This window comes from Pseudomonas huaxiensis, assembly GCF_003231275.1.
Lineage (GTDB): Bacteria > Pseudomonadota > Gammaproteobacteria > Pseudomonadales > Pseudomonadaceae > Aquipseudomonas > Aquipseudomonas huaxiensis.
The window spans coordinates 72,014-87,836 of sequence record NZ_QKVL01000020.1 but is presented as its reverse complement, the minus strand read 5'-3'; the positions used below and the strand labels follow the sequence as shown (position 1 = coordinate 87,836).

Annotated in this window: 13 protein-coding genes and 1 pseudogene; 5 read left to right on the top strand and 9 right to left on the bottom strand. The window is 64.2% G+C overall.

What is annotated here, in order from left to right:
* Nucleotides 1-2 precede the first annotated feature (2 nt).
* The 5 genes from DM374_RS20125 (at nucleotide 3) to DM374_RS20105 (ending at nucleotide 6,152) form a co-directional block, all read left to right on the top strand.
* Complete coding sequence (locus DM374_RS20125; protein ID WP_110971471.1) at nucleotides 3-1,214, top strand: acyl-CoA dehydrogenase family protein; 1,212 nt, start codon at nucleotides 3-5, stop codon at nucleotides 1,212-1,214.
* Complete coding sequence (locus DM374_RS20120) at nucleotides 1,211-2,389, top strand: MFS transporter (protein WP_110971470.1); 1,179 nt, start codon at nucleotides 1,211-1,213, stop codon at nucleotides 2,387-2,389. Before DM374_RS20125 ends, DM374_RS20120 begins: the two co-directional genes overlap by 4 nt.
* Nucleotides 2,373-3,431 carry a glucuronyl hydrolase gene (locus tag DM374_RS20115; RefSeq protein ID WP_110971469.1) on the top strand — a complete coding sequence of 353 codons (1,059 nt, stop codon included), beginning with the start codon at nucleotides 2,373-2,375 and terminating at the stop codon, nucleotides 3,429-3,431. Before DM374_RS20120 ends, DM374_RS20115 begins: the two co-directional genes overlap by 17 nt.
* Nucleotides 3,432-3,573: 142 nt before the next feature.
* Nucleotides 3,574-4,587 (top strand): extracellular solute-binding protein, encoded by a 1,014-nt coding sequence (locus DM374_RS20110; RefSeq protein WP_095155956.1) that lies wholly within the window; start codon nucleotides 3,574-3,576, stop codon nucleotides 4,585-4,587.
* Nucleotides 4,587-6,152 carry an ABC transporter permease gene (locus DM374_RS20105; RefSeq protein ID WP_110971468.1) on the top strand — a complete coding sequence of 522 codons (1,566 nt, stop codon included), beginning with the start codon at nucleotides 4,587-4,589 and terminating at the stop codon, nucleotides 6,150-6,152. The genes DM374_RS20110 and DM374_RS20105 overlap by 1 nt, the downstream gene beginning before the upstream one ends.
* On the opposite strand, the gene DM374_RS34650 is transcribed toward DM374_RS20105, so the two are convergent.
* The 9 genes and pseudogenes from DM374_RS34650 to miaA all read right to left on the bottom strand — a co-directional run bounded on the left by DM374_RS34650 (nucleotide 6,153) and on the right by miaA (nucleotide 15,823).
* Nucleotides 6,153-6,857, bottom strand: coding sequence for a methyl-accepting chemotaxis protein (locus DM374_RS34650; protein WP_410017071.1), 705 nt, complete (start codon nucleotides 6,855-6,857; stop codon nucleotides 6,153-6,155).
* A gap of 201 nt (nucleotides 6,858-7,058) precedes the next feature.
* Nucleotides 7,059-7,271, bottom strand: a pseudogene (locus DM374_RS34645) (methyl-accepting chemotaxis protein); the annotation flags it as partial.
* 956 nt (nucleotides 7,272-8,227) lie between these two features.
* Nucleotides 8,228-9,520, bottom strand: coding sequence for an adenylosuccinate synthase (locus tag DM374_RS20095; RefSeq protein WP_110971466.1), 1,293 nt, complete (start codon nucleotides 9,518-9,520; stop codon nucleotides 8,228-8,230).
* A 56-nt stretch (nucleotides 9,521-9,576) separates the two neighbouring features.
* Nucleotides 9,577-10,764, bottom strand: a complete 1,188-nt coding sequence (locus DM374_RS20090) for an ATP phosphoribosyltransferase regulatory subunit (RefSeq protein WP_095155952.1) — start codon at nucleotides 10,762-10,764, stop codon at nucleotides 9,577-9,579.
* 277 nt (nucleotides 10,765-11,041) lie between these two features.
* Complete coding sequence (hflC, locus tag DM374_RS20080; RefSeq protein WP_110971464.1) at nucleotides 11,042-11,911, bottom strand: protease modulator HflC; 870 nt, start codon at nucleotides 11,909-11,911, stop codon at nucleotides 11,042-11,044.
* Nucleotides 11,911-13,083, bottom strand: a complete 1,173-nt coding sequence (gene hflK / locus DM374_RS20075; RefSeq protein ID WP_110971463.1) for an FtsH protease activity modulator HflK — start codon at nucleotides 13,081-13,083, stop codon at nucleotides 11,911-11,913. Before hflK ends, hflC begins: the two co-directional genes overlap by 1 nt.
* 96 nt (nucleotides 13,084-13,179) lie before the next feature.
* Nucleotides 13,180-14,481: a ribosome rescue GTPase HflX gene (hflX, locus tag DM374_RS20070; protein WP_095155949.1), complete on the bottom strand. Its 1,302-nt coding sequence runs from the start codon at nucleotides 14,479-14,481 to the stop codon at nucleotides 13,180-13,182.
* 12 nt (nucleotides 14,482-14,493) lie between these two features.
* Entirely contained in the window at nucleotides 14,494-14,754 is a 261-nt protein-coding gene (hfq, locus tag DM374_RS20065) for an RNA chaperone Hfq (RefSeq protein WP_065758756.1), read from the bottom strand.
* A 94-nt stretch (nucleotides 14,755-14,848) separates the two neighbouring features.
* Nucleotides 14,849-15,823: a tRNA (adenosine(37)-N6)-dimethylallyltransferase MiaA gene (gene miaA, locus DM374_RS20060; protein WP_110971462.1), complete on the bottom strand. Its 975-nt coding sequence runs from the start codon at nucleotides 15,821-15,823 to the stop codon at nucleotides 14,849-14,851.

Here is a 15,823-nt window from a genome sequence, read left to right as displayed (position 1 = left end):
CCATGACGACTGCATCCCCCGAAACAACCCCCCTGGCGCAACGGGTTCGGCACTTTGTCGAGCAGCACATCCTGCCGCGCGAGCTGGAGCTGGGCGCGTGCGACAAGGCGGCCAGCGCACTGGCCGTCGAACTGCAGGCCAAGGCGCAAGCCGCCGGCGTGTTCGGCAACTTCTACCCGTTCGCCCTCGGCGGCCGGGTGGTGAGCCTGGTGGAGTACCTGACGGTAGCCACCGAGGAAGGCCGCAGCGAGTTCGCCCCGGCGATTCTCGGCTGCGACGCAACCCTCGACGCCTACATGCTCGACCGCCATGCCAATCCCGAGCTGCGCGAGCGCTTCCTGATGCCGCTGGTACGTGGCGAGCAGGTGCCGTGCTACGCCATGTCCGAACCGGAAAGCATCGGCTCGATTCCCGCGACCATGACCAGCCGCGCCGACTGGCACGGCGACCATTGGCGCCTGAACGGCCGCAAGTGGTTCATCTGCCGCGCCGAACGGGCCGACTTCGCCACCGTGATCGCCCGTACCGGTGATGGTCCGACAGGCGAAGCATTGTCGATGCTGATCGTCCCGACCGACAGCCCCGGCTTCCAGTTCGTCCGTCCGCTGGCCCTGCTGGGTCGTCAACAGGGCCAGGGCGAGCTGCGCTTCGACGAGGTGCGCGTTACCGCGAATCAGGTCCTCGGCACGCCCGGCCAGGGCATCGCCCTGATGCAGCGCCGCCTCGGGCTGGGACGCCTGTTGCGCGCCGCCCACTGGCTGGGCCTGGCCCAGCGCTGCTTCGATGACCTCTGCGCCAGGGTGCATTCGCCGCGCGGGCATCTGGCGCGGCTGGCCGACAAGCAACTGCTGCGGGCGCGGGTCTATCAGGTGTACCGCGACATCGCCAGCGCCCGCGCCTTGCTGCAGGACGCAGCGGCCAAGTTCGACCAGGGCCAGGCCAACAGCATCGAGGTCAACCTGGCCAAGCTGGCGGCTTCGGAAGCGCTGTCCGGCGCGGTCGATTCGGCGATGCAGGTCATGGGAGCCGAAGGCCTGAGCGAGCTGTCGCCGCTGTCGGGCATCTACCGTCACGCCCGCACCACGCACATCCTCGACGGCACCGACGACGCGTTGGTCAGCACGCTCGGCCGCGACCTGTTGACGGCCACCGCCCCCGGCAAGCCGTTCGACAGCCGCTGCCCGTCACTGCACCTGGACAAGGGAACGCCATGAAACGCCATGCCGCCCTTGCCGCTCTGCTGACCTGCGCCATGGGCCTGCCAATGATGGTGTTCTACGCCCTCGGCGTGCTCGGCCCGCAACTGATCGCTGATCTGCACATCGACCGCGAACACCTCGGCTGGCTGACCACCAGCGCCTTCGGCCTGGCGGCCTTGCTGTCGCCCTGGGCCGGGGCGCTGGTGCAGCGCACCGGCTCTCGCGCCGGGCTGCTGGCGCTGTTTCTGCTGGTGGCGCTGTCGTTCAGCCTGATGGCGGTGCTGCCCGGCTTCACCGGGGTGGTCATCGCCCTGTTGTTCTGCGGCGTGGCGCAGGCGCTGGCCAACCCGGCCACCAACCAGGCCATCGCGCAGGCCAAGGATGCGCCGCGCGCGGCACTGGTCGGGCTCAAACAGGCGGGGGTGCAGCTGTCTGCGCTGATCGCCGGGCTGGTGCTGCCGGTATTGAGCGCCGCGATCGGCTGGCGCCTGGCGCTGGCCTGCTGGGTGCCTCTGGCGTTGTTGCTGGCGGTGCTGGTGCCTGGCCGCATCGCGGCGCCGGCGGCGGGGCCGCGACCTCCGCTGCGCCTGACAGCGCCGAACGGCTGGTTGCTGCGGCTGATGGGCATTCAAGGCTGTGCCGGGTTGTGCCTGTCCGCGTTCATCACCTTCTTCGGCGTGTACGCCAGCAGCCTGGGCGTCGGCGCCGCCACCATCGGCCTGATGGTCAGTGGTTTTGGCCTGATGGGCATTCTTTCCCGCCTGTTGCTGACACCGCTGGGCGCGGGCCTCAAGGACGAAACCGTGTTGCTTGGCGGACTGTTCCTGGTCGGCCTCGGCACCGTGCTGGTCATGCAATACGCCGCCGCCGATCGCCACTGGCCGTTGTGGTTCGCCGTGGTGGGCATGGGTCTGAGCCTGGTGGCAAGCAATGCCGTGGCCATGAGCATGCTGCTGCGCGAACCGCGCTTCGGTGGCGTAGCCAGCAGCGCCGGCATGCTGTCGCTGGGTTTCTTCGGCGGCATCGCCGTCGGGCCACCGCTGTTCGGCGTGCTGCTGCGTCAGCCGGGTGGCTTCTCTGCCGCCTGGACCTTACTCATCTTTGCCCTGTGTCTCGGCGCCGCGCTGTGCCGAAACCTGTACCGCGCCCGTCGCGCCGAGGAGACTCATCCCCATGCCGGCACAGCGTAAACGCCAGGCGGTGGTCCACGCCCTGTTCAAACAGCTCGACAGTATTTCGCGCCAGTGCGGCGAGCAATTCCCCCTGTACCGCCTGCCGCGGGACCGGCAATGGAAGCTGTCGCGGCGAGGCTCGTGGCTCGGCGGTTTCTGGGCCGCGCTGTGGTGGCGCCGTGCGGCGTTCACCGAGCTCAGCGAAGACCTCGACCAGGCAGTGTTCTGGTCCCGCCAACTGGGTGCCCAACTGGACGAGCCCAGCCTGAATCGCAGTTTCGTGTTCTGGTACGGCGCCGCCCTCGGTGGCCGCCTCGCCCAGGACGAACCGGCACGGGAGCTGGCCTTGCGTGCCGCTGACGCCCTGGCCCGGGATTTTCGCCCGGATATCGGCGGCTGGCCGCTGGGCCCCGGCATGGGCGGCGGCGACAACGGCCACGCAACCCTCAATATCGACGCCCTGGCCCCGACGCTGGCGCTGATGCACTTGCAGCCCGATGCGCACAAGCGCGACATGGCGCGCAGCCATCTGGACCTGTGCCTGCGCACCCTGCGCGGCGCCGATGGAGCCTGGGCCAGCCACGCCCGGCTCGATGAACACGGCCAGTTCCAGCCGGGCCCAGCAGGCGATTGGGCACGCGGCCAGGCCTGGGCCATGCTCGGCCTGGCCGAGGCGGTCGGCTTGTATGGCGGCGAGTACGCCGCGCCCGCCCGCGAGGCTTGCGCCTACTGGCTGAGCCGCTGGGGTGAAGCGGCCAGCCGGGGCACCCTCGTCGCGCGCAATGCCGACCCGTGCGCAGTGGCCATCGCTTCGGTAGCGCTGCTGCGCCTGTGGCAGTGCCTGCCGGGCATGAACGACTGGCGCGACCTGGCCTGTCAGCAGATCGCCGCGTTGCTGTCGAGCGAGGTCCAGCAAGGGTGCTTCGTCGGCCACTACTACCGGACCGGCACCGAGCAGGAGCAACTGGTGGAATCGGCCTGCGCGACCTTCTTCCTGGTCGAGGCACTGATGACCCAGGATCAGGTCCTGGCTGTTCAGGGCGGGATCGCCGGCTGGTAGCCGGTCCCGTACCCGACTGGCCGCAGCCGGCGTCAAGCCATCCGATAGTCAGCTTATGAATTTCCCGTCATCCGGCCACTTGAGAAACAATTTCGTTTACCATTGTTTCCAAATATGTAGCCGTAAGCGAGGAACCACCCGCATGACGATTCGCCGTAACCCGATGCTGCGCGGCCTGGCCGTTTCCCTTCTCGGTCTGGTGCTCGCAGCGCCGGCCGCCATGGCCGCCGATCCTGTGACCCTGACGCTGTACAACGGCCAGCACAAGGAAATCGGTGACGCCATCGCCAAGGCCTACGAGGCCAAGACCGGCATTCACATCAAGATTCGCAAAGGCAGCAGCAACCAGTTGGCCAGCCAGGTCATCGAGGAAGGCGACCGCTCGCCGGCCGACGTGATCTACACCGAAGAGTCGCCGCCGCTGAACAACCTCGGCGAGCTGGGCCTGCTGGCCAAGATTGATGACTCGACCCTGGAGATGCTGCCCAAGGACTTCGTCGCCAGCAACGGCAGCTGGATGGGCGTCACCGCGCGCACCCGCGTAGTCGCGTTCAACCCGAAGAAGATCGATGAGAAAGACCTGCCGCAATCGGTAATGGACTTCGCCGACCCCGAGTGGGACGGCAAGATCGGCTTCGTGCCCACCAGCGGCGCGTTCCAGGAACAGGCCGTGGCCATCCTGAAAATCCATGGCCGCGAAGCCGCTGAAGAATGGCTGACCGGCCTGAAAGCCTTCGGCAAGACCTACACCAACAACATGGTCGCGCTCAAAGCCGTGGAAAACGGTGAAGTCGCCGCCGTGCTGGTGAACAACTACTACTGGTACGCGCTGAAGAAAGAACGCGGCCAGCTCGACTCCAAGCTCTACTACCTGGCGGACGGCGACGTCGGCGGCCTGATGACCATCTCCGGCGCCGCCGCGGTGAAGGCCAGCAAGCATCCGAAAGAAGCCCAGGCCCTGCTCGCCTGGATGGCCAGCGAAGAAGGCCAGCGCGTCATTACCCAGACCACCGCCGAGTACCCGCTGCACAAGGGCATGGTCTCCGACCAGGGCCTGAAGCCATTCGAAGACTTGCGTCCGCCGAAGATCACCCCGGCTGACCTGGGTAACGCCGAGGAAGCGCTGGAACTCGAACGCGAAGTCGGCCTGCTCTGATGAGCGCTGCCCTTCCCGTTCAGCTCGGCACCGGTTTCGTCCCCCGCCGCAAGCGGCCATCGATCTGGGTGGTGCTGCCGGTCCTGCTGCTGGTGGGGCTGAGCCTGCTGCCACTGCTCTACGTCGCCCTGAAAACCTGGCAGGCCGGCTGGCACGAAGCGCTGCGCCTGATCTGGCGGCCCTTCGTCTGGGGCCTGATGCGCAACACCCTGCTGTTGATGGTCGGGGTCACGGTCACCTGCGCGGTGGTCGGCCTGTCCCTGGCCTGGTTGCTGGAGCACAGCGATTTGCCGGGCCGGCGCCTGTGGGGCGTGATCCTGTGCCTGCCGTTCGCCGTGCCGTCGTTTGTCAGCGGCTTCACCTGGGTGTCGTTGAGCCCGATCTATGAAGGGCTGGGCGGGGCCATCCTGGTGATGAGCCTGTCCAAGTACCCGCTGATCTTCCTGCCGGTGGCCGCGACCCTGCGCAACCTCGACACCTCGCTGGAAGAGTCGGCGCGGACCATGGGCTGCAACCGCTGGGCGGTGTTCTGGCGCGTCACCCTGCCGCTGCTGTGGCCGTCGATCCTCGGCGGCAGCCTGCTGATCGCCCTGCACATGCTGGTGGAGTTCGGCGCGCTGTCGATTCTCGGCCTGCAGACCTTCACCACGGCGATCTACCAGCAGTTCGAACTGGAATTCAGCAACGCCAACGCAGCGATGCTTTCGGCGGTGCTGCTGTTCATGTGCCTGCTGATGCTTTGGCTGGAACTGCGGGTGCGCGGCAAGGCTCGCCATGTGCGCATCGGCCAGGGCGTTGCACGGCGCGGCGCGCCGGTTCGTCTGCGTGGCTGGATGCCGCTGGGCCAGGTGTATTGCCTCGGTCTGGCGATTCTCGGCAGCGGCATTCCGCTGGGGATGCTGGCGTACTGGCTGAGCGTCGGTTCGTCGGCGGCCTTCCCGGTCGCCGACATCAGCCGGGCGCTGCTGTCGTCGCTGTCGCTGTCGCTGGGCGGCGCGGGCGTGAGCCTGCTGCTGGCGTTGCCGGTGAGTTTCCTGGTGGTGCGCTACAAGGGTCGCCTGGCGATCTGGGCCGAGCGCCTGCCGTACCTGCTGCATGCCCTGCCGGGATTGGTGATTGCGCTGACGCTGGTGTACTTCGCCTTGCACTATGTGCCGGCGATGTACCAGACCACCGGGTTGTTGCTGCTGGCCTACGCGCTGCTGTTCCTGCCACTGGCGCAAGCGCCGGTGCGCACTGCACTGACCAAGGCCGCGCCGCAACTGGAAGAAGCGGCACGGACGCTGGGGGCGACGCCATTCACCGCGTTCTGCCGGGTGACCTTGCCGATCATCTTCCCGGCACTGGCCGCAGCCTTCGCCCTGGTGTTCCTCGACGCCATGAAGGAGCTGACCGCTACCTTGCTGCTCAGCCCGACCGGCATGACCACCCTCGCCACCGAGGTCTGGGCGCACACCGCCAACGTCGAGTTCGCCGCAGCAGCGCCGTATGCGGCGCTGCTGATTCTGGTGTCCGGGTTGCCGGTGTACCTGCTGACCACCCGGATGTACCTGAACCGCGCCTGATCAGGCGCGGAACTGGCCCAGGCTGGCCTTGAGCTGGGCCGCCAGGTCGTCGAGCACCTTGCTGCTGGCGGTGGTCTGCATGACCACCTGAGCTGCCCGTTCGGCCTGCGCATGGATGTTTTCCACCCGCCCGCGAACCGCCTGCGCACCCTGGGCTTGCTGCTCGGCCGCGCGGGTCGCGAGGCCGATGGCCGCGTGCACCTGCTCCACCGACGCCTGCACCGACTGCTGCAAACGAGCGTTGTCACGCAAGACCAACAAGCCTTCGCTGGCCTGACGCCCCGCCTGACTGATCGCCGCCACCGCTTCCTTCGCACCCTGTTGCAGCGCACCGATATGGGCCTGAATGTCGCCGGTGGAACTCTGGGTCTTGCTCGCCAGCGCCCGCACCTCGTCCGCCACCACGGCAAAGCCACGACCGGTCTCGCCCGCCCGTGCCGCCTCGATCGCAGCATTGAGCGCCAGCAGGTTGGTCTGTTCGGCGATACCGTGGATCACCGTCAGCACCACTTCGATCTGCTCACTCTGCTCGGCCAGACGCACGATCACCTTGGAACCGGTGTCCACCTGCCCGGCCAGCGCCTCGATCAGCTTGGCGACCTGCGCCGAGGTGCGGCTGTTCTCGTCGGTGGCCTGGCGAATATCCACGACCTGCTGCAACGCGGCCTGCATGGCCTTGCTCTCGGCCTGGGCTTCATCGGCCATGCTCGACAGTGCGCGCAGGCTTTCGGCCACTTCATCACGCTGCGCCGCCGCTGCTGAGTCGGCACCGGCATTCTGCTGGGCCATGGCGCCGATCTCGACCCCGGTGCGCTGGGCCACTTCACCGGCCTCGCGGACGATGGGCTGCAACTTGTCGACGAAGCGGTTCACCGCCGCCGCCATGTCGCCGATCTCATCGCGGCTGTCGATGGCTACGCGCTTGGTCAGGTCGCCTTCACCGGCGGCCAGGTCGTCCAGCGCGGCAATCAGCAGGCGCAGCTTGTTCACCACCCGACGGCCCAACACGACCGCCACCACCAGCAACACGCCGCATCCGACCAGGGCCAGGCCCAGGCCGATGCGCCAGCGCAGCGTTTGCGCGGCGCCTTGCACGCTTTGCGAGGTGTTGGCGGCCATCTGCGCGGCGCTGCCCTGCGCCGTCTCCAAACGGCTGCGCAGCGCTTTGGTGCTGTCGGCGGCGGCGCTGGTCAGGCTGTCGCCCACCAATTGGTCACCGCTGGCGATCAGCGCGGAGAAACGTTTGTCGAGGGCTTGCAGCTCGGCATCCACCGACGCGGTCGACACGCCCATCAGGACCTTGCCGATCTCGACGCCGTTGGGGCTGATCGAGGCTTCGACGAAGTACACCGACGGGTCGTTGCGTGCGGCTTCCAGCACCTTGTCCAGGGCGCGCTCGCCCTTGCCCTTGTCGAGCAGGGCCTGGTTGATGGGATTCTGACGGTTCAGGTAGCGGGTGAGATGTTCTCCCTGGGCATCGTTGTACACCACGAACAGCACGTTGGGGTTGCGCTGGGCGCGACGGGCAAACTCCGACAGGGTCGGTACATCGGCGTCCCACACCGCGCGGGGCGCCACCGAGGCGAGCAATTCGGCCATGTCATTGGCCGAGTCCTTGAGGTTCTTCTCCAGCGTGGCGCGCAATTGCGCCTGTTCTTCTTCCAGACGCGACGATAAACCGGCGGTCAGGCGCTGACGGGTACTTTCGGACAGATTGCTCAGCCCGGAACTGACCTCCTTCGCCGCTTGATCCAGCTCGGTGGTGAGCTTCTGGCTATCGGTGCCCAAACGATTGCCCAGATCGGCTTCCAACGCGGTGACGGTACTGCGGGTCAACACCACAGCGACCACCACTTGCACCAAAAGAGCGATACCAAGCGCAACAAAGACAGGCCGCAAAAGGCGGCTTCGTAACAATGAGATGACGGCAGACACAGTAAATCCCTCTGCTTTTCGGTGCCATTACAGTGATGGCATCCCTGAAGGCAATTTCACAGCAAAGGTTGTGCCGCAGCAGAAGGCAAAAACGCCAAAGGCCCCTCTAGAGGGGCCTTTGGTGGTTACCGCTTATCGAATCAGGCGAACGGGTGACGCAGAACGATGGTTTCGTTGCGGTCAGGGCCGGTGGAGATGATGTCGATCGGCGCGCCGACCAGCTCTTCCACACGCTTGATGTAGGCACGGGCGTTGGCCGGCAGTTCTTCCAGGGTCTTGGCACCCAGGGTCGACTCGCTCCAGCCCGGCATTTCTTCGTACACCGGCTCCAGGCCGATGTAGCTGTCGGCGTCGGTCGGTGCGTCGAGGACCGCGCCGTTTTCGTTCTTGTAACCCACGCAAATGCGGATGGTTTCAAGGCCGTCGAGCACGTCCAGCTTGGTCAGGCACAGGCCCGAGATGCTGTTGACGTCGATGGCGCGACGCAGGATGACGGCGTCGAACCAGCCGCAACGACGAGCACGACCGGTAGTGGCACCAAACTCATGGCCACGCTTGGCCAGGAAAGCACCGACGTCGTCGAACAGCTCAGTCGGGAACGGGCCCGAACCGACGCGAGTGGTGTAGGCCTTGGTGATACCGAGGATGTAGTCCAGGTACATCGGGCCAACACCGGAACCAGTGGCGATGCCGCCGGCAGTGGTGTTGGAGCTGGTGACGTACGGGTAGGTACCGTGGTCGATGTCCAGCAACGAACCCTGGGCGCCTTCGAACATGATGTCCTTGCCGGCACGGCGCAGAGCGTGCAGCTCGGCGGTGACGTCGAGCATCATCGGCTTCAGTTGCTCGGCGTAGGCCATGCACTCGTCCAGAGTCTGCTGGAAGTCGATGGCCGGCTCTTTGTAGTAATTGACCAGCTGGAAGTTGTGGTAGTCCAGCAGCTCACCGAGCTTGGCGGCGAAACGCTCGCGGTGGAACAGGTCACCGACGCGCAGGCCGCGGCGAGCGACCTTGTCTTCGTAGGCCGGGCCAATGCCGCGACCGGTGGTGCCGATCTTGGCTTCGCCACGGGCTTTCTCGCGCGCCTGGTCCAGGGCAACGTGGTAGGAGAGGATCAGCGGGCAAGCCGGGCTGATGCGCAGGCGGTCACGTACCGGGACGCCTTTCTCTTCCAGTTTGGTGATTTCCCGCATCAGTGCGTCAGGAGCAACCACCACGCCGTTGCCGATCAGGCACTGCACGCCTTCGCGCAGGACGCCCGAGGGGATCAGGTGCAACACGGTTTTCTCACCGTCGATCACCAGCGTGTGACCGGCGTTGTGGCCACCTTGGTAACGCACTACGGCGGCGGCATGTTCGGTCAGCAGATCAACGATCTTGCCTTTGCCCTCATCACCCCATTGGGTGCCCAGGACTACGACATTCTTACCCATAACACTTGTCCTCATTCGCGCAAACTTGGCGCCGACCACGGGGCCGGCGGCTAATCTCAGATGGCCAGTGGCAGTACTTGCCAGGCCCCGTTTTGCAGAATCAATTGCCGATCGCAGTCCGCCTCGATGGCGGCAGCCAGGGGCTGGCCAGGCAGAGCCTGCACAACCCGCTGACCGTCACTGCGCAACTGGCAGACCAACTGCCACAGAGCCGCGTCGCTGCTGTCGGGCATCCAGATCCCGCCAGTGGGCAACACGACCTCTGCCCGCCCCAGTGTGACCAGGGTCTTCAAATCCGTGGAGAAACCGGTGGCCGGACGTGCCCGGCCAAAGTCAGCTCCGATATCGTCGTAGCGACCACCCTGGGCGATCGACTGACCGACACCCGGCACGAACGCCGCGAACACCACACCGGTGTGGTAGTGGTAGCCGCGCAACTCGCCCAGGTCGAAATACAGTGGCAGATCCGGGTACCGCGCCGTCAGACGGTCGGCGATCGCCAGCAGGTCATCCAGTGCAGCCAGCACCGCAGCCGGTGCACGCCCGAGACGAACGCGGGCCGCTTCCAGCACTTCACGACCGCCGCACAGCTCGGTCAGCGAACGCAGCATGCCGGCCAGATCCGCCGGCAGGTTGGCGGTCAGCGTGATCACTTCATCGACTGCCTTGCGTTGCAGGGCATCGAACAACTGCTGCTCGACATCACCCGACAGGCCGGCCGCACGGGCCAGGCTGCGGTAGATACCAACGTGGCCCAGGTCCATATGGACATCCGGTACGTCGGCCAGTTGCAGCATGGCCAGCATCAGGCTGATGACTTCGACGTCACTGACCGGGCTAGCATCGCCGTACAGTTCGGCACCCAACTGGATCGGGCTGCGCGAGGACGACAGTGCACGGGGCTTGGCGTGCAGCACGCTGCCGGCGTAGCACAGGCGGCTCGGGCCTTCGCGGCGCAAGGTGTGCGCATCGATGCGCGCCACCTGCGGCGTGATGTCGGCCCGGAAGCCCATCTGCCGGCCCGACTGCGGGTCGATAACCTTGAAGGTACGCAGGTCCAGGTCCTGACCGGCACCGGTGAGCAGCGATTCCAGGTACTCGATATGCGGAGTCACGACAAACTCGTAACCCCAGCTCTGGAACAGATCCAACACCTGGCGACGCGCGATTTCGATGCGCGTCGCTTCAGGTGGCAGTACTTCTTCGATGCCATCTGGCAGCAGCCAGCGGTCTACCGTTGCCATTACGCCATTTCCCCTGTGGTCCGGGCGGCCTGCCTGCGGGCGAGCCTTGAGTGAAGCAGGTGCCGGCAAATAATGTCGGGCAGCGCTGATTCCAGCGTTACCGCAGTGCCGATACCCTCGTAAATCCTGGGCTGCGCCGCGAATCCAGACCGCCAGGCGGTCATTCGATCTTGCAGACGCAAAAAAGCCGGGAATTTCCCGGCTGCCGCATCATACACCCGTTTTCTTGCAGTATCACCCCGCCAGACGTATTAGCCGCCCGACGGGGTGATCTGTTTCAAGGTTTGGCCTTGCCCATGAAGCGGAAGAACTCGCTGCTCGGGTCGAGAACCAGAACGTCGCTCTTGTTGGCGAAGCTCTCGCGGTAGGCTTTCAGGCTACGGTAGAACGCGTAGAAGTCCTGATCCTGGCCATAGGCCTTGGAGTAGATCGCCGCCGCCTGGGCATCACCATCACCGCGGGTCTCTTCCGACTCGCGATATGCTTCAGCCAGCAGTACCCGACGCTGACGATCGGCGTCAGCACGAATGCCTTCAGCCAGCTCGTTACCTTTGGCGCGGTGCTCACGAGCCTCACGCTCACGCTCGGTGCTCATACGCTCGAACACGCTGCGGTTCACTTCCTTCGGCAGGTCGATGGCCTTGACGCGAACGTCGACCACTTCGATGCCCAGCTCCTTTTCCGCCATGCGGTTCAGCGAGCCAGTGATATCCGCCATCAGCGCGTCACGCTCACCCGACACCACTTCGTGCAGGGTGCGCTTGCCGAACTGGTCGCGCAAACCGCTTTCCAGACGACGGGACAAACGCTCGTCAGCAATCTGCTTCATGCCGGAGGTCGCGGTGTAGAAACGCTCTGCGTCCTTCACCCGCCACTTGGCGTAAGCATCGACCATGACCGCCTTCTTCTCCAGGGTCAGGAACCGCTGGGTCGGAGCGTCAAGGGTCATCAGGCGGGCGTCGAACTTGCGCACCTGGTTGACGTAAGGGACTTTCACATGCAGACCAGGCTGGACATCGGCCTGAACCACACGACCGAATTGCAGCAGCACCGCGCGTTCGGTCTGGGACACGATGTAGAAGCTGTTCCAGGCCACGATGGCCAGCACGACGCCAACGATCAGGGCGATCAGCGATTTATTGCTCATCAGCGGCTCTCCCTAGAACGCAGTTGCTGCTGTTGCTGTTGCAGGTCGGAAGCGGCACGGCTGGCTGCATCGTTGGCCGACGAGGTCGGTACGCTGCTGGCCGGTGCGGCATTGCGGCTGCCTTCGACCATCTTGTCCAGCGGCAGGTAAAGCAGGTTGCTCTGCCCGTCCTTGCCCGAAACCAGCACTTTGCTGGTGTTGCTGTAGACCTCTTGCATCGTATCGAGGTACAGACGCTGACGAGTGACTTCCGGCGCCTTGCGGTACTCGGTCACCAGCTTGGTGAAGCGATCGGCCTCACCCTTGGCGCGCGAGACGACTTCGTCGCGGTAACCATTGGCGTCTTCGATGATGCGCTGCGCCTGACCACGGGCTTCCGGCACCACGCCATTGGCGTAGGACTCGGCCTGGTTGCGGGCACGTTGCTCGTCTTCACGGGCACGGATCACGTCATCGAAGGCTTCCTGCACTTCACGCGGGGCTGCCGCGCTCTGTACGTTGACCTGGGTAACGGTGATACCGGTACGGTAGGTGTCGAGGAAACGTTGCAGACGCTCCTTGATCTCGACGGCCATCTGCTCGCGACCTTCGGTCAGCACCTTGTCCATGGCCGTGGAGCCGACCACGTGACGCAGGGCACTGTCGGTCGCGTGTTGCAGGCTGACTTCAGGCTGATCGACGTTCAGGACGAAGTCCTGCAGGTTGCTGATCTTGTACTGCACGGTCAGCGGCACTTCGACGATGTTTTCGTCTTCGGTCAGCATCTGGCCCTGCTTGGTATAGGCACGCTCGCGCGTGACGTTTTCCATGTACTTGCGATCGATTGGCGGGAAATAGATGTTCAGGCCCGGACCTACGGTCTCGTAGTACTTGCCGAAACGCAGAACGACTGCCTGCTCCTGCTCGTCGACTACATAGACGGCACTGTACAGCCAGATAGCGGCCAGCACAGCGAGTCCGACACCAAGCAGACCAAAGCCGCCGCCTTTGGGAAGGCCGTCGCCACCACCACGTTTCTTGCCACTGCCGAACATGCCGTTCAGGCTATCCTGCAGCTTGCGGAAGGCCTCGTCGAGATCCGGTGGCCCTTTCTTGTCGCCGCCACCACCGCCGCGGCGTCCACCCCAAGGATCTTGATTGTTCGAGTTGCCACCCGGCTCATTCCAAGCCATAGCGCTCTCCATCTGATAAAGCAAAGACGCGCCAACGGCGCGCCGTCCAATGCTACAGAATGCCTGTCACGGCTGCCTGACAGCGTCGTCAGGCTTTTATTGCAAAGTGTGTTGTTCGATGAAGTCGACGGGCTCCAGCCCTGCGCGTGACACCAGACGATTGAGGTCGGCCCGTGGCAAGCGCACTGCCAGAAGGCTGCTGCCTTCATCGTCGTGTTCTTCGTTCTGCACCGCACCCGCCGCGAAGAACTGCGCACGCAAACGCGCGAAACGCTGTTCAAGACGCAAGGTGCCCACAAACAGGTCATCCCCCAGCAACTCGGCAATCGCCTGCCCCACCAGCTCAAGACCACGGCCTTCTCGGGCCGAGACCCAGACCCGCTCGGGCTTGCCATCAGCATTGCGTTGAATGTTCGGCTCAACGCCTTCGAGCAGATCGAGTTTGTTATACACCTCGAGTATCGGCAAGCCTTCAGCACCGATCTCGCCAAGCACCGCCATGACCTGTTCGATCTGGGCCATGCGCTCAGGCTCATGGGCATCGATCACATGCAGCAACAGGTCGGAGTTGCTCGACTCTTCGAGCGTAGCTCGAAAAGCCTCGACCAGCTTGTGCGGCAGGTGACGAATGAAGCCCACGGTGTCCGCCAGCACGATCGGCCCGATATCCCCCAGCTCCAGTCGGCGCAGGGTCGGGTCGAGTGTGGCGAAGAGCTGGTCGGCCGCGTAGACCTCGGACTCGGTCAGGGCGTTGAACAGGGTCGATTTGCCGGCGTTGGTATAACCCACCAGTGAAACCGAAGGCACCTCGGCGCGTTTGCGACCGCGGCGCGCCTGCTCTCGCTGACTGCGTACCTTTTCCAGACGGGCCTTGATCTGCCGCAGACGCACACGCAGCAAGCGGCGGTCGGTTTCCAGCTGGGTTTCACCTGGGCCGCGCAGACCAATACCGCCTTTCTGCCGTTCAAGGTGAGTCCAGCCGCGAACCAGTCGCGTGCTCATGTGTTCAAGCTGCGCCAGCTCCACCTGCAGCTTGCCCTCGTGAGTACGGGCGCGCTGGGCGAAGATGTCGAGGATCAGACCGGTGCGATCAAGCACGCGACACTCGAAAACGCGTTCGAGGTTGCGTTCCTGACTTGGGGTGAGGGTGTGATTGAAGATCACCAGGTCGGCCTCTTCAGCCTTGACCAGGTCGCGCAACTCTTCGACCTTGCCGCTGCCAATCAGAAACTTGGCCGTAGGCTGGTGCCGCCCCACATTGGCGAGCGCAACAATATCGGCGCCGGCCGACAAGGCCAACTCCTGGAACTCCTGCGGGTCTTCGCGCGCCTCAGGGCTCTGACCTTCCAGATGAACGAGAACGGCTCGTTCACCACCACCGTGGCGCTCAAAGAACAAAGCGAACTCCTATCAGGCGTTACCTGGCTCAGCATCGCCATGTTCGGCATCAGCTGCGCTAGGCAGGCGAATCGGACGAACCGGAACAACGGTCGAGATCGCGTGCTTGTAAACCATCTGGCTTACGGTGTTTTTCAGCAGGATCACGAACTGGTCAAAGGACTCGATCGTCCCTTGCAGCTTGATGCCGTTGACCAGATAGATCGAAACCCCAACTTTTTCTTTTCTCAAAGTATTCAAGTAAGGGTCTTGTAGCGAATGCCCTTTTGACATATGCCGCACTCCTGTAAGGATCAATAGTAAAAAAACAAGAAAACTGATGGCTAAAGCCGCCCCACCCCCAAGGATAGACGGCAATCGCTGGGATTCAGCCCAATATGGAGACCGACCCGAGGTATTTCAAGGTGCGAGACAGATTGTCGCAGGCCAGACTATCCAGCCAGTGAAGATCAGCCCAACTGCGCAACCAGGTAAACTGCCGCTTCGCCAATTGGCGGGTGGCAATGATGCCGCGCTCCTGCATTTCAACTGAAGTCAGCTTGCCATCAAGATGATCCCAGACCTGACGATACCCAACTGCCCGTATAGACGGCAGTCCCGCGTGCAAGTCACTTCTAGCGCGCAGCAATCGGACCTCGTCAATGAAGCCCTGTTCCAGCATTTGCGTGAATCGTAGCGCAATTCGCTCATGCAGAACCTGTCGATTCTGCGGGGCGATAGCCAAGCTGGCGACAGTATAGGGCAATTGCCCCTGCCCAGAAGCGCCTGGGCCATTACTTTGCTCAGCTTGACGCAAACGATGTGAAGTCATCGTGAAACCACTGACCCGATAGACCTCCAACGCCCGGATCAGACGCTGCGGATCGTTCGGGTGAATGCGTGCCGCCGACACCGGATCGACCGCCGCCAGTTCATCGTGCAACGCCTGCCAGCCGTGCTGCCCGGCCTGCGCCTCCAGTTCGGCGCGAACCTGAGGATCGGCAGGCGGCATATCGGCCAAGCCTTCGAGCAATGCCTTGTAATAGAGCATGGTGCCGCCAACCAGCAACGGAATGTTGCCGCGGGCGGTGATTTCAGCCATGGCTTGCAGGGCATCGCGGCGAAAATCAGCGGCGGAATAGCTTTCGGCGGGGTCGAGGATGTCGATCAGGCGGTGCGGATGGGCCGCCAGCACGTCCTTCGACGGCTTGGCCGTGCCGATATCCATACCGCGATAGATCAGCGCCGAATCGACACTGATCAACTCGCACGGCAGTACTTTGGTGAGTTCGATGGCCAGGTCGGTCTTGCCCGCAGCGGTCGGGCCCATCAGAAAAATCGCCGGAGGGAGAGAACCCGCCAT

Excerpts from the sequence above, each read along its gene's own strand:
- DM374_RS20090 (WP_095155952.1), bottom strand. The coding sequence starts at position 10,764 with ATGGCAACGGTAGACCGCTGGCTGCTGCCAGATGGCATCGAAGAAGTA.
- DM374_RS20110 (WP_095155956.1), top strand. The coding sequence starts at position 3,574 with ATGACGATTCGCCGTAACCCGATGCTGCGCGGCCTGGCCGTTTCCCTT.
- DM374_RS20115 (WP_110971469.1), top strand. The coding sequence starts at position 2,373 with ATGCCGGCACAGCGTAAACGCCAGGCGGTGGTCCACGCCCTGTTCAAA.
- DM374_RS20095 (WP_110971466.1), bottom strand. The coding sequence starts at position 9,520 with ATGGGTAAGAATGTCGTAGTCCTGGGCACCCAATGGGGTGATGAGGGC.
- hflC (WP_110971464.1), bottom strand. The coding sequence starts at position 11,911 with ATGAGCAATAAATCGCTGATCGCCCTGATCGTTGGCGTCGTGCTGGCC.
- DM374_RS20125 (WP_110971471.1), top strand. The coding sequence starts at position 3 with ATGACGACTGCATCCCCCGAAACAACCCCCCTGGCGCAACGGGTTCGG.
- hflK (WP_110971463.1), bottom strand. The coding sequence starts at position 13,083 with ATGGCTTGGAATGAGCCGGGTGGCAACTCGAACAATCAAGATCCTTGG.
- DM374_RS20120 (WP_110971470.1), top strand. The coding sequence starts at position 1,211 with ATGAAACGCCATGCCGCCCTTGCCGCTCTGCTGACCTGCGCCATGGGC.
- DM374_RS20105 (WP_110971468.1), top strand. The coding sequence starts at position 4,587 with ATGAGCGCTGCCCTTCCCGTTCAGCTCGGCACCGGTTTCGTCCCCCGC.
- hfq (WP_065758756.1), bottom strand. The coding sequence starts at position 14,754 with ATGTCAAAAGGGCATTCGCTACAAGACCCTTACTTGAATACTTTGAGA.
- miaA (WP_110971462.1), bottom strand. The coding sequence starts at position 15,823 with ATGGCGGGTTCTCTCCCTCCGGCGATTTTTCTGATGGGCCCGACCGCT.
- DM374_RS34650 (WP_410017071.1), bottom strand. The coding sequence starts at position 6,857 with ATGGCCGATGAAGCCCAGGCCGAGAGCAAGGCCATGCAGGCCGCGTTG.